We start from the raw sequence: 12,084 nt of genomic DNA, 5'->3' as shown, positions 1-12,084 counted from the left end.
CGCCTCAGCTCTGCGACGCAGCTTTGGGAAGAATATCGTTGGCGACCATTTCGCCGAACGGGCTGACGTAACCGGCGCTTTTCGGCAGCTCGGGACGCTCGATATCCAGGTGCGGGAACAACAGTTCGGCAACCCGATACGACTCTTCCAGGTGTGGGTAACCGGAGAAGATAAAAGTGTCGATGCCCAGCGCCGCGTATTCCTTGACCCGCGCCGCCACGGTTGGGCCGTCCCCCACCAGTGCGGTGCCGGCACCGCCGCGCACCAGGCCGACGCCGGCCCACAGGTTGGGGCTGACTTCGAGGTTGTCGCGGTTGCCACCGTGCAAAGCGGCCATACGCTGCTGGCCAACCGAGTCGAAACGCGCCAGGGATGCCTGGGCGCGGGCGATGGTTTCGTCATCCAGATGGGAAATCAGTTTGTCAGCGGCTTTCCACGCTTCATCGTTGGTTTCGCGCACGATGACATGCAGGCGAATACCGAAGCGCACAGTGCGTCCAAGTTTGGCCGCCTTGGCGCGCACCTGTTCGATTTTTTCCGCGACGGCGGCCGGTGGTTCGCCCCAGGTCAGCACCATTTCCACCTGTTCGGCTGCCAGGTCCTGGGCGGCTTCAGAGGAGCCACCGAAGTAAAGCGGCGGACGTGGCTGCTGGATCGGCGGGTAGAGCAATTTGGCGCCTTTGACGCTGATGTGTTCGCCGTCGTAATCCACGGTTTCGCCTTCCAGCACGCGGCGCCAGATGCGGGTGAATTCCACCGAGGCCTGGTAGCGCTCTTCGTGGCTGAGGAACAAGCCATCGCCGGCCAGCTCTTCCGGATCACCGCCGGTGACCAGGTTGAACAAAGCGCGCCCGCCGGACAAACGGTCCAGGGTCGCGGCCTGACGCGCCGCCACCGTCGGGGAGATGATGCCGGGGCGCAGCGCGACAAGGAATTTCAAACGCTGGGTTACCGGGATCAGCGAGGCGGCCACCAGCCATGAGTCTTCACAGGAGCGGCCGGTAGGAATCAGCACCCCGCCGAAACCCAGGCGGTCAGCCGCCTGAGCCACTTGCTGCAGATAACCGTGATCGACGGCGCGGGCGCCTTCGGCGGTGCCAAGGTAATGGCCGTCGCCGTGGGTAGGCAGGAACCAGAAAATATTGAGGCTCATGGAGTTGTCTCCTGAAGAAGTCGGATTACGGCGCTGTGGCGACGGCGGCGGATGGCGTCCAGATCACGTCCTTGATGCTCAAGGGTTTGGGGATCAATTTGAGCTGGTAGAAGGTGTCGGCGATTTTCTGCTGGGCGGCGACCACTTCCGGGGTCAGGAACAGCGCGCCGTAGCCTTGGCGCTTGACCGAGGTCAGGGTGATGTCCGCCGGCAAGCCGAGCAGTGGCGCGACTTGTTCGGTCACCTCCGTAGGGTTGGCCTTGGACCACTCGCCCACGGCGCGCACTTCTTCCACCAGCGCCTTGATCACGTCCGGGTGCTGCGTGGCGTAAGGCCTGGTGGCCAGGTAGAACTGGTGGTTGTCGGCAATGCCGGTGCCGTCACGCAGGGTGCGGGCTTGCAGCTGTTTCTCGGCGGCCGCCTGGTACGGGTCCCAGATCACCCAGGCGTCAACGCTGCCACGCTCGAACGCGGCGCGGGCATCGGCGGGCGGCAGGAAGATGGTCTGTACGTCGGTGTATTTGAGGCCGGCATCTTCCAGGGCACGCACCAACAAATAGTGCACGTTGGAGCCTTTGTTGAGCACGATCTTCTTGCCCTTGAGCTCGGCCACCGATTTGATCGTCGAATCCTTGGGCACCAGGATCGCTTCACTGGTCGGCGCCGGCGGCTCGTAGGCGACGTAGAGCAAATCTGCGCCCGCCGCCTGGGCGAACACCGGCGGCGTTTCGCCGGTGACGCCAAAGTCGATGGCGCCGACGTTCAGGCCTTCGAGCAACTGCGGGCCACCGGGGAATTCGGTCCATTGCACTTGCACGCCCTGGGCGGCCAGGCGCTTTTCCAGCGAGCCCTTGGCTTTGAGCAGCACCAGCGTGCCGTACTTCTGATAACCGATCCGCAAGGTCTCGGCGGCCTGGGCTTGAACAATGGCGCCGAAGGACACAGCCGCAGCAAACAGTGCGACCAGACCACGACGCAAGATGACAGTGCGCATGGCGCTCTCTCCAAATAATGCGATGAGGGGGTTGGCTGCACCTGCTTGGCCGTTGGCGGCTGAGTAAGGTGAGTACTACAAATTTCGGTGCGGCTTAAATGCTCCAGCGAGCACTCAACAAACGTTCATTCAGCACATTGGGGTCCAGCGGTTTGGGGCGACGGGCCATGGCGCCGTAAAGCGTCTCGAGGGCCTCGTGCAACCGCTGTTCAAGCACCGGCACCAGTTGCGCCTGGGCACTGCCTTCGGCGTAAGCGATCTGGCTGTCTTCGGCGAAAATACCGTGGAGCAATTCCTGGGCCTTGAGGGCCGACAACACCGGCTTCAAGGCGTAGTCCACCGCCAGCATGTGGGCGATGCTGCCGCCGGTGGCCATCGGCAACACAATCTTGTGGGCCAGGGCGCGTTCGGGCAGCAGGTCGAGCACGGTTTTCAGCGCGCCGGAAAACGAGGCCTTGTACACCGGCGTGGCGATGACCAGGCCGTCGGCATTGGCGATTTGCTGCAACAGATCGATGACTTTGGGGCTGTCGAAGCGGGCGTGCAGCAAGTCTTCGGCCGGGAAGTCCCGTATCTGATAACTCACCACTTCCACGCCTTTGTCTTGCAGCCACTGACGGGTTTTTTCCAGCAAGACCCCGGAGCGCGAACGCTGGCTGGGGCTGCCTCCAAGTGTTACGACCAGCATGCAGGTATTCCTTGGGCAAGTGTCGGCGGTTCGCTGGGTGGCGATGTCGCCAAGATGGAACAGACCCTATCAGCATATTTATATATCTTTAAATCTTATTTTTTCATTTGTTTATTCTATAAATGCATATGAAGATTATTAACCTCAAGACGAAAAAAAAGGCCGTCGAAACGGCCTGAAAACCCCTGCTATGTGATTCGGTTTTAACTCAGGTTCTGTGGCGCATGCACCATCGCCATCGCGGGCAAGCCCGGCTCCCACAGGGGAATGCGGTCAACTGTGGGAGCCGGGCTTGCCCGCGATAGCGATTTCAGCTTCAGCGATTGGGCTGTGGGGTGAGGCGCAGGTACGGCTTCACCGCACGGTAGCCCTTCGGAAAGCGCTTCTTGATCTCTTCCTCGTCCTTGAGCGACGGCACGATCACCACTTCATCGCCGTCCTGCCAGTTGGCGGGTGTGGCGACCTTGTGGTTGTCGGTCAGCTGCAGCGAGTCGATGACCCGCAGGATTTCGTGGAAGTTGCGGCCGGTACTGGCCGGGTAAGTGATGGTCAGGCGGATCTTCTTGTTCGGGTCGATCACGAACAAGGAACGCACGGTGAGCGTGTCACTGGCATTCGGGTGGATCAGGTCGTAGAGGTCCGACACCTTGCGATCGGCATCGGCCAGGATCGGGAAGTTGACGACCGTGTTCTGGGTTTCATTGATGTCTTCGATCCACTTGTGGTGCGAGTCCACCGGGTCGACCGACAGGGCAATGGCCTTGACCCCGCGCTGGGCGAATTCGTCCTTGAGCTTGGCGGTAAAGCCCAGCTCCGTGGTGCACACCGGAGTGAAGTCCGCCGGATGGGAAAACAACACGCCCCAGCTATCGCCCAGCCATTCGTGGAAACGAATCTTGCCGGCGCTGGAATCCTGTTCAAAGTCGGGGGCGATGTCGCCCAATCGTAGGCTCATGGTGTGGCTCCTGGTGAGTGCTTATGGAGACCACTGTGCATGGGTTAGGAATTATTTAAAAAGAATAAATATCGATTTATTTAGACGATAAAAGAATATTAAAAATCTATTCATTGGACGTCAGAAAGGCCGAGGATCAACATCCACCACAAGGTTCGAGAAGGCCTTGAGACGCTGTAAAAAGAGGGGTTTCAGGAAGGGCTTGCGGGGGTTGAGCCTGACTTGAAAAGCAAGACACCTTGCCCGGCGTTGCGCCGGGCAAGGTTTACAGTCTTACAACAGCTTCACGCTACTAGAACAGTGGCAGCGAGTAGCTGACGATCAGACGGTTTTCGTCCTGGGAACGGGTGTTCGCCAGGTCGGTACGCCACATTGCGTTTTTCCAGGCAACGCCGAGGTTTTTCAGCGGGCCTTCTGGAATCACGTAGGCAACGGTGATGTCGCGTTCCCACTCGGACTGGCCGGTGGTTTCAGTACGCGCGTTGGTGTTCGCGATAGTGTCGATGTTGCTACCTTTGAGGTACACAACGCCAGCCGTCAGGCCAGGTACGCCAACCTTGGCGAAGTCATAAGCGTAACGAGCTTGCCAGGTGCGCTCGCCGGCACGGGCGAACTTCTGGATCTGCATGTCGGTAGTGATGTAAGCCGACGAGCCGTCACCCTGGTTCAACCAAGGGAAGTCGCTGCTGCCATTGCTGACCTGGTAACCGCCACCAAAGGTGTGGCCGGCCACGGAGTACAGGAAAAGGCCGCTGTACAGGTTGTTGTCGACTTTACCCTTACCGGCACGGAAACCGTTGTAGTTACCGCTGGTGTAGTAGGAAGACGTGTTACCGTTCAGGCCGTCGTCAGAACTGTTGAAATAACGCAGGTCAGACTTCAATACGCCCGGGCCGATCGACCAGTTATGGGTCAGACCCAGGAAGTGCTGCTTGTAGAAGTCTTCCAGGTTGCCGTAGTAGTACTGTGCGGTCAGATCTTTGGTGAGTTTGTAGTCACCACCGGCATAGTAGAACTTGTTGACGAACTTGCCTGCGGTGTAGTTCGAGCCACCGTTGGCGCCACCCAGCGACAAACCTTCGTTGTTGCTGGAGTTACGGCCTTTGGCATGCTCGATCTGACCGGCAACCAGGGTCAAATCCTTGATGTCGTTGGTAGTGATCTGGCCACCCTGGAAGGTTTGCGGCAGCATACGACCATCGTTGGTCACGATAACCGGCAGCTTAGGCTGCAACGTACCCAGTTTCAGTTCGGTTTGGGAGATCTTCACCTTACCGGTCACACCGAGGCTGGCGAAATCGTTGACCGCGCGATTGCCGTCGCTTGGGAACACAGTACCGCCGGACGAAGTACCGGTGATGTTACCGCTGGTGCCGCGGCCAGAATCGAGGCGCACGCCGTACAAGCCGATTGCGTCAACGCCGAACTGAACGGTGCCTTGGGTATAGCCCGAAATGAACCGCAGATCGAAGCCTTGGCCCCATTCTTCGTTCCTGGACGGGTCTGCAGCACCATCACGGTTATCCGTGTTGATGTAGAAGTTACGCAGACCCAGTGTGGCCTTACTGTCTTCGATGAAACCGGCAGCGCCTGCTTGCTGAGCGATTGCGCCCAGGGTCACAGCCAACGCCAAGGTGGACTTCTTCATGTACCGCTCCTCTCATTTCTAATTTTTGTATTTCTTTGGTCTCGGGTCTGACGCCCTCGATCCACAGATGCGCGATTAGCGCCAGATAGTGACTACCAAGTCAATCGTAACCTTGTGTGTCTACTACCTTCGTCTAATCGCAGTTGATTTGGTCCCTGCAGGGTAATGAGTTTTTCATACACCCAAAAAGAATTGTTTCATTCTTTTTCATACGATTCAGGAATAAGCCTCAGCAGGCAGCGAGCCGATCAGCATAGATCAAGCGCTCCATAAGCTAATTCCTAAAGGGTATTTACCAGCCTTTTTTTAGATCGATTAGTGTGGCCGTACGGTTGCATACGTCACTCACGATCAAAAAGGCGACGCCATCATGGCCAAACGCACATCCTCCCGTCAATTTGTTACAGTTTTTGTGTCACTAATACTTTCTTTTGGTGTCAAAGCCGCCGATTTGACCATCGGCTATCAAACCGGTATCGACCCCAGCAAGGTTCCCCTGGCTGACGGCCTCTACGAAAAGGCCATCGGCGAGAAAATCGCTTGGCGCCGCTTCAACAGCGGCCCTGAAGTGGTCACCGCTATCGCTTCCGGCGATGTGCAGATCGGCAATCTCGGTTCCAGCCCTTTGGCAGCAGCGGCTTCACGCAATCTACCGATCGTGGCGTTTATCGTATCGGCGCAGATCAACACTTCTGAAGCCCTGGTGGTACGCAATGGCAGTGGCATCGACAAACCCGCAGACCTGGCGGGTAAAACCATCGCCACCCCGTTTGTCTCGACCTCCCATTACAGCCTGCTCGGGGCGCTGAAGCACTGGGGCCTGGACACGCAAAAAGTCAAAGTGGTGAACCTGCAACCGGCAGAAATTGCTGCCGCGTGGAAACGTGGCGATATCGACGGCGCGTTCGTGTGGTCACCGGCGCTGGGGGAAATCCGCAAGACCGGCAAAACCCTGACAGACGCAGCCCAGGTGGGCCAGTGGGGCGCGCCGACGTTCGAAGTGTGGGTGGCACGCAAGGATTTCGCGCAAAAACATCCTGACGTAGTGGCCAAGTTTGCCAAGGTCACACTGGATTCCTTTGCTGACTATGCGGCCCATAAAGACCGCTGGACCGTCGATTCCGAACCGGTGCAGAAAATCGCCAAATTGACAGGCTCGAATGCCGCCGATATCCCTGAACTGTTGGCCGGTACCACCTTCCCGGATGCCCAAGCGCAGCAAACCGAGGCGCTGCTCAAAGGCGGCACGGCGAAGGCGATCGGGGAGACGGCGAAATTTTTGAAGGAACAGGGGAAGGTTGAAACGGTGCTACCGGACTACTCGGCCTTTGTGACCGATAAATTCATCCCTGAATAAATGCGATCACCTGTGGGAGCTGGCTTGCCTGCGATGGCATCACCTCGGTTTACCTGACAGACCGAGGTGCCCGCATCGCAGGCAAGCCAGCTCCCACACAAGCCAGCTCAGTGTTTTTATAGGGCCTTCTCGAAAATCTTCGAATTACGCTGATAGTTGTACAGCGAGGCCCGCGCCGACGGCAGGCGATCCACGCTGCTCGGCACAAACCCGCGCTCGCGGAACCAGTGGGCGGTACGCGTGGTGAGGACAAACAAAGTCTTCAAACCCTGGGCGCGCGCGCGGGTCTCGATGCGCTCCAGCAACACATCACCGCGTGCGCCGTGACGGTACTCCGGGTTGACTGCCAGGCACGCCAACTCACCAGCATCCGAATCAGCGATCTGATACAGCGCCGCACAGGCGATGATCATGCCTTCGCGCTCGACCACGCTGAACTGCTCGATCTCGCGCTCTAACACCTCACGCGAACGCCGCACCAGAATGCCCTGCTCTTCCAGCGGGCTGATCAGGTCGAGCAAGCCACCGACGTCTTCAATCGCCGCTTCGCGCACCAGTTCGAATTGCTCCTGGGCCACCAAGGTGCCGCCGCCGTCGCGGGTGAACAGCTCGGTGAGCAGCGCGCCGTCTTCGGCATAACTGACGATATGGCTGCGCCCTACGCCGCCACGGCAAGCCTCGGCGGCGGCATCCAGCAATTCAGCCTGATAGTTGTTGCCCAAACGTTGCAGGTGCGCCGGCACTTGTTGCGGGCGCAACTCACGCACCAGGCGACCATGCTCATCGATCAAACCGAGGTCGGCGCCAAACAGCAGCAGCTTGTCGGCGCCCAGGTCGATGGCGGCGCGGGTGGCGACGTCTTCGCAGGCCAGGTTGAAGATCTCGCCGGTGGGCGAATAACCCAATGGCGACAGCAGCACGATGGAGCGCTCGTCCAGCAGGCGATTGATGCCTTTGCGGTCGACCCGGCGCACTTCGCCGGTGTGGTGGTAGTCCACGCCTTCGAGCACGCCGATCGGCCGTGCAGTGACGAGGTTGCCGCTGGCCACGCGCAAGCGCGAGCCCTGCATCGGCGACGAGGCCATGTCCATGGACAGGCGCGCCTCGATAGCAATGCGCAGATGCCCAACCGCGTCGATCACACATTCCAGGGTCGCCGCATCCGTGATGCGCAAGCCTTCGTGGTAGGCCGGGGTGAGACCGCGTGCTTCAAGGCGGGTTTCGATCTGCGGGCGCGAACCGTGCACCAGCACCAGCCGCACACCCAGGCTGTGGAGCAGCACCAGATCGTGGACGATATTGCCGAAGTTAGGGTGTTCCACGCCATCGCCGGGCAGCATGACCACAAAGGTGCAGTCGCGGTGGGCGTTGATGTAAGGCGAAGCATGACGAAGCCAATTGACGTATTCGGGCATAAAACCTGGGCCTGTAATAAAAAGCAGCCAAAAAAGGATGAATCGTGAAAGCGCACAGCGGGCTGATGGTTATCGTCGGAACAGGCTTGGCGACACGCTCGCTCTCCTTCTATGTACGAATAGGCAGGGGTTAATTTATGCAGGTTTCAGGCAGTAATGTTCGATCAGTTCCCGCAATAGACGCACTGTAGGCGTCAAGCGTGACATTTCGAGGTACTCGCCCGGCTGGTGGGCGCAGGCGATATCGCCGGGGCCAAGCACCAGGGTTTCACAACCAAGGCGCTGAAGATAAGGCGCTTCGGTGCCGAACGCTACTGCTTGTGCACGATGACCGGTCAATCGTTCCGCCACCCGCACCAGCTCGGCGTCTTCGGCCTGCTCGAACGGCGGCACTTCGGGAAACAGCGGCGCGTAGTCGATCTTGACTTTATGACGCTCGGCCAAGGGTTCGAGCTTCTGGCGGATGGCGGCGCGCAGCACCTGCGGGTCCATGCCCGGCAATGGCCGCAGGTCAAATTCCAGCGAGCATTGGCCGCAGATGCGATTGGGGTTGTCGCCGCCGTGAATGCAACCGAAGTTCATGGTCGGTTGCGGCACGCTGAATTGCGGGTTGCGGTACTCACGCTGCCAGGCCAGGCGCAGGCCGCGCAGTTCGCCGATGGCGTCGTGCATGGCTTCAAGGGCGCTGTGGCCCAGGCTTGGGTCCGACGAATGGCCGCTTTGGCCCAGAATATCAATGCGCTCCATCATCACGCCTTTGTGCAGGCGGATCGGCTTGAGCCCCGTCGGCTCACCAATCACCGCCGCACGGCCCAACGGGCGCCCGGCCTCGGCCAGTGCACGGGCGCCGGACATCGAGCTTTCTTCATCGCAAGTGGCGAGGATCAGCAAAGGTTGCTTGAACGGCTGATCCAGCAAAGGCAGCACGGCTTCGATGGCCAGGGCAAAAAAACCCTTCATGTCGCAACTGCCCAAGCCTACCCAGCGGCCGTCGACTTCCGTCAGCTTGAGCGGATCGGTCTTCCACAGCGCGGCGTCATACGGCACGGTATCGCTATGCCCGGCCAGCACCAGCCCGCCGGGGCCACTGCCGAAACTGGCCAGCAGGTTGAACTTGCCGGGGCTGACTTGCTGGATATCGATGGCAAAACCCAGGTCGCCCAACCAACTGGCGAGCAAGTCGATCACCGGGCGGTTGGTCTGGTCGAGAGACGCTTGGGTGCAACTGACCGACGGCGCGGCAATCAGCGCGGCGAATTGCTCTTTCATGGACGGTAACGGCATGCGCAGCCTCTCAACTTCCCGGATGAGCCCCACTATAGAACCATCTGCACGACACAATAAACCGTTGCGGCGCGTTGCCGGGCTCAGTCCTGTACACTGCACGACCTTGGCAGCCACACATTTCCCCGGCTGCGCTCCCGATCCTGGATTTTCCGGCCATGCAGAAAGAAACCGAAATCAAGCTCCGCGTCAGCCGCGAAACCCTCGCCGCGCTGCGTGAGCACCCGCTACTGAAAAAACGCAACAAAAGTGGCTGGGAACGCCGTGAGTTGATGAACCAGTACTTCGACACCCCCGAGCGCGACCTGGCCCAGGCCAAAGTCGCCCTGCGCCTGCGCAAGGACGGTGACGACATCATCCAGACCCTCAAGACCCGTGGCCAAAGCGTCGCCGGCTTGTCGGAACGCAACGAATACAACTGGGACCTGCCCAAAGCCAAGCTCGATGTGAAGAAACTCGACGGCGAGTGCTGGCCCGAGCAATTGGCCGAGCTGGACAAAAAGACCCTCAAGCCGATTTTCACCACCGATTTCGTGCGTGAGCGCGCCGAAATCGCCTGGGGCCGTGGCAAGGCCAAGGTGGTGATCGAAGCCGCCCTGGACCTGGGCCATGTGGTGGTCGGCAAGCAGAAAGAAGAAATCTGCGAGCTGGAACTGGAACTGCGCGAAGGCGAACCGGCTGCCCTGCTGGAACTGGCCGCCGAACTGGCCGCGACCCTGGCACTGATGCCATGCGATATCAGCAAGGCCGAGCGCGGCTACCGCCTGTACGACGCCAGCAGCTACTCGCTGAGCCTGCCGGCCCCGCAGATCCACGCCGAAATGCCGTTGGACGATGCCTTCGCCGCGATCATGTGGCACCTGCTCGGCAGCAGCCAGCGTCTGGCTGAGCAATACCGTTTTAATGGCCACTGGCGCCTGTTGCAGGACTGGGTCGACAACCTCGGCGAGCTGCGCGCCCTGATCGGCAGCCTCGGCCAGGCCGCGCCGCGTCAATCCACCAGCGAACTGCGCAGTGCGCTGGACGCGTTGCTGGAAGACTGGCGCCCGCTGGTGCAGGCCGGTGACGACGATGAAGACATCCGCAAAGCCGCACCGGAACAGTTCGCCGAAGAACTCGAAGACGTGCGTTGGGGCCTGTTCTCGCTGAACACTTCGCGCTGGCTGCTGGCCCGCACCTGGACCGCCGACCGCAACGTGCGTGGCAACCGCCAGGGCGCCGCGCAAATCACCAATTGGCTGCCACGCCTGCTGGCCGACGACGCCGTCGCCCTGCAACTGCAACGCTACCAGCAGCAACCGGAAGACCTGGCCGAACAACTGCCGCGCATCGAACGCATCCAGGCCTGGCTGCACCACGCACGTCAAGTGGTGGACATCCCGGAGCTGGACCGCTTGTACGGCGAGCTGAACAAGTTGGCGCTGCTGGCCAACCAGCCGATCACCGATGAATCGCTGGATGCGCGTATGCACCAGGCAATTGCGGTGTATCAGAACCGCGCCTGGAAGACTTTACTGCGCCTGTAAGATCGCTATCGCCCAGCTCCCACAGGGGAATGCATTCCAATGTGGGAGCCGGGCTTGCCCGCGATGAGGCAGGCCCTGTCAGCGCAAGACTGGCAGGCTGGTGGTGGACTTGATCTCCGACAACGCCACGATCGAGTTCACCTCCTGAATCCCCGGCACCATCGACAGTTTCTCGAAGAAAAACCGCTCATACGCCTCGATGTCCGACGTAACAATGCGCAGCAGAAAATCCACCGCGCCCATCAGCACATAACACTCCAGCACTTCCGGAAACCCGCGAATCGCCTCGGTGAACTCGGTGAAGTTGGAACGGCCGTGGGCATTGAGTTTGACCTCGGCAAAAATCTGCGTGTTAAGGCCGATCTTCTTGCGGTCCAGCAGCGTGACCTGGCCGCGAATCACCCCTTCCTCCTTGAGCCGCTGGATACGCCGCCAGCACGGCGACTGGGACAGGCCCACCTGTTCGGCGATCTGCGCACTGGACAGCGAAGCATCCTCTTGCAGCAGGGCCAGGATGCGGCGGTCATAGGCGTCCAACTCACTTTGCATAAAAATACCTTTGAATGTGCTTATCCTGAATTGATTTATTCAATAAATCGCAGATAGCGCCCATCTTAGATAAGAAATCTCCCATGACGAATGTAAAAATTTCTCCAGTCGAATTTGGAGAGTCAGCATGCACGCCGTCGAAACCACTCACACCTGCGCACGCGTCGATGCCTGGGCCGTCAACAACGCCCATTGCCAGGCGCATTATCAGATCGTCGCCGAGGCCGAGCCGGACGTACTGTGCCGGATGCTCAACTATTTCGCTCTGCAGTTCCTGACTCCGCAACAGGTCAATGTGAGCCGTGAAGACGACCTGTTGAACATTGACATCGTCATGGACGGTTTGAGCTGGCACCGCGCTCAGGTGATCGGTGAAAAGCTTAGAAACCTGATCAGCGTCTGCTCGCTCGAGGTGTGGCGGGCTGACTCTTTGCGGCCTGCAGCGATGACGGCGGCCAGCCTGTAAAAGCCGGCAATACTCCGGGGCAGGTGGATGTTCGGGGGCAGGCTAGCCT

General features: G+C 59.7%; 11 protein-coding genes. 3 read left to right on the top strand and 8 right to left on the bottom strand.

Features of this window, described 5'->3' with window-relative positions:
• Positions 1 to 4 precede the first annotated feature (4 nt).
• The 5 genes from ssuD to AOA59_RS16800 all read right to left on the bottom strand — a co-directional run bounded on the left by ssuD (position 5) and on the right by AOA59_RS16800 (position 5,438).
• The gene (gene ssuD / locus AOA59_RS16820; RefSeq protein ID WP_017139539.1) at positions 5 to 1,153 is read right to left on the bottom strand and encodes an FMNH2-dependent alkanesulfonate monooxygenase; all 1,149 of its coding nucleotides are present in this window, start codon (positions 1,151 to 1,153) and stop codon (positions 5 to 7) included.
• 25 nt (positions 1,154 to 1,178) lie between these two features.
• A complete protein-coding gene (locus AOA59_RS16815) occupies positions 1,179 to 2,147 on the bottom strand; it encodes a sulfonate ABC transporter substrate-binding protein (RefSeq protein WP_065931826.1) in 969 nt (322 codons plus the stop codon).
• A 94-nt stretch (positions 2,148 to 2,241) separates the two neighbouring features.
• On the bottom strand, positions 2,242 to 2,835 hold the full coding sequence (gene ssuE / locus AOA59_RS16810) for an NADPH-dependent FMN reductase (protein WP_056860738.1): 594 nt from the start codon (positions 2,833 to 2,835) through the stop codon (positions 2,242 to 2,244).
• 316 nt (positions 2,836 to 3,151) lie between these two features.
• Entirely contained in the window at positions 3,152 to 3,790 is a 639-nt protein-coding gene (locus AOA59_RS16805; RefSeq protein WP_015886425.1) for a peroxiredoxin, read from the bottom strand.
• A gap of 292 nt (positions 3,791 to 4,082) precedes the next feature.
• Positions 4,083 to 5,438, bottom strand: a complete 1,356-nt coding sequence (locus tag AOA59_RS16800) for an OprD family porin (protein ID WP_056860739.1) — start codon at positions 5,436 to 5,438, stop codon at positions 4,083 to 4,085.
• Positions 5,439 to 5,808: 370 nt separating this feature from the next.
• On the opposite strand from AOA59_RS16800, the gene tauA reads away from it, so the two are divergent.
• Positions 5,809 to 6,795, top strand: coding sequence for a taurine ABC transporter substrate-binding protein (tauA, locus tag AOA59_RS16795; protein ID WP_099488381.1), 987 nt, complete (start codon positions 5,809 to 5,811; stop codon positions 6,793 to 6,795).
• Between the two features lie 116 nt (positions 6,796 to 6,911).
• On the opposite strand, the gene argA is transcribed toward tauA, so the two are convergent.
• Both argA and argE read right to left on the bottom strand, forming a co-directional pair.
• Entirely contained in the window at positions 6,912 to 8,210 is a 1,299-nt protein-coding gene (gene argA, locus AOA59_RS16790) for an amino-acid N-acetyltransferase (RefSeq protein WP_058421195.1), read from the bottom strand.
• A 135-nt stretch (positions 8,211 to 8,345) separates the two neighbouring features.
• Positions 8,346 to 9,494: an acetylornithine deacetylase gene (argE, locus tag AOA59_RS16785; protein WP_065931829.1), complete on the bottom strand. Its 1,149-nt coding sequence runs from the start codon at positions 9,492 to 9,494 to the stop codon at positions 8,346 to 8,348.
• Positions 9,495 to 9,652: 158 nt separating this feature from the next.
• On the opposite strand from argE, the gene AOA59_RS16780 reads away from it, so the two are divergent.
• A complete protein-coding gene (locus AOA59_RS16780; protein ID WP_065931830.1) occupies positions 9,653 to 11,020 on the top strand; it encodes an inorganic triphosphatase in 1,368 nt (455 codons plus the stop codon).
• A gap of 78 nt (positions 11,021 to 11,098) precedes the next feature.
• Here AOA59_RS16780 and AOA59_RS16775 read toward each other — a convergent pair whose 3' ends face one another.
• Positions 11,099 to 11,569, bottom strand: a complete 471-nt coding sequence (locus tag AOA59_RS16775) for an Lrp/AsnC family transcriptional regulator (protein ID WP_065931831.1) — start codon at positions 11,567 to 11,569, stop codon at positions 11,099 to 11,101.
• Between the two features lie 127 nt (positions 11,570 to 11,696).
• Between AOA59_RS16775 and AOA59_RS16770 the strand changes: the two genes are divergently transcribed.
• A complete protein-coding gene (locus AOA59_RS16770) occupies positions 11,697 to 12,035 on the top strand; it encodes a hypothetical protein (protein WP_099488379.1) in 339 nt (112 codons plus the stop codon).
• Positions 12,036 to 12,084: the final 49 nt, after the last annotated feature.

This window comes from Pseudomonas sp. 2822-15 (assembly GCF_002742515.1).
GTDB classification, from domain to species: domain Bacteria; phylum Pseudomonadota; class Gammaproteobacteria; order Pseudomonadales; family Pseudomonadaceae; genus Aquipseudomonas; species Aquipseudomonas salomonii.
This window is presented reverse-complemented; position numbering and strand designations above follow the sequence as displayed.

Coding starts and splice junctions, on each gene's coding strand:
- ssuD (WP_017139539.1), bottom strand. CDS start 1,153: ATGAGCCTCAATATTTTCTGGTTCCTGCCTACCCACGGCGACGGCCAT.
- AOA59_RS16815 (WP_065931826.1), bottom strand. CDS start 2,147: ATGCGCACTGTCATCTTGCGTCGTGGTCTGGTCGCACTGTTTGCTGCG.
- ssuE (WP_056860738.1), bottom strand. CDS start 2,835: ATGCTGGTCGTAACACTTGGAGGCAGCCCCAGCCAGCGTTCGCGCTCC.
- AOA59_RS16805 (WP_015886425.1), bottom strand. CDS start 3,790: ATGAGCCTACGATTGGGCGACATCGCCCCCGACTTTGAACAGGATTCC.
- AOA59_RS16800 (WP_056860739.1), bottom strand. CDS start 5,438: ATGAAGAAGTCCACCTTGGCGTTGGCTGTGACCCTGGGCGCAATCGCT.
- tauA (WP_099488381.1), top strand. CDS start 5,809: ATGGCCAAACGCACATCCTCCCGTCAATTTGTTACAGTTTTTGTGTCA.
- argA (WP_058421195.1), bottom strand. CDS start 8,210: ATGCCCGAATACGTCAATTGGCTTCGTCATGCTTCGCCTTACATCAAC.
- argE (WP_065931829.1), bottom strand. CDS start 9,494: ATGCCGTTACCGTCCATGAAAGAGCAATTCGCCGCGCTGATTGCCGCG.
- AOA59_RS16780 (WP_065931830.1), top strand. CDS start 9,653: ATGCAGAAAGAAACCGAAATCAAGCTCCGCGTCAGCCGCGAAACCCTC.
- AOA59_RS16775 (WP_065931831.1), bottom strand. CDS start 11,569: ATGCAAAGTGAGTTGGACGCCTATGACCGCCGCATCCTGGCCCTGCTG.
- AOA59_RS16770 (WP_099488379.1), top strand. CDS start 11,697: ATGCACGCCGTCGAAACCACTCACACCTGCGCACGCGTCGATGCCTGG.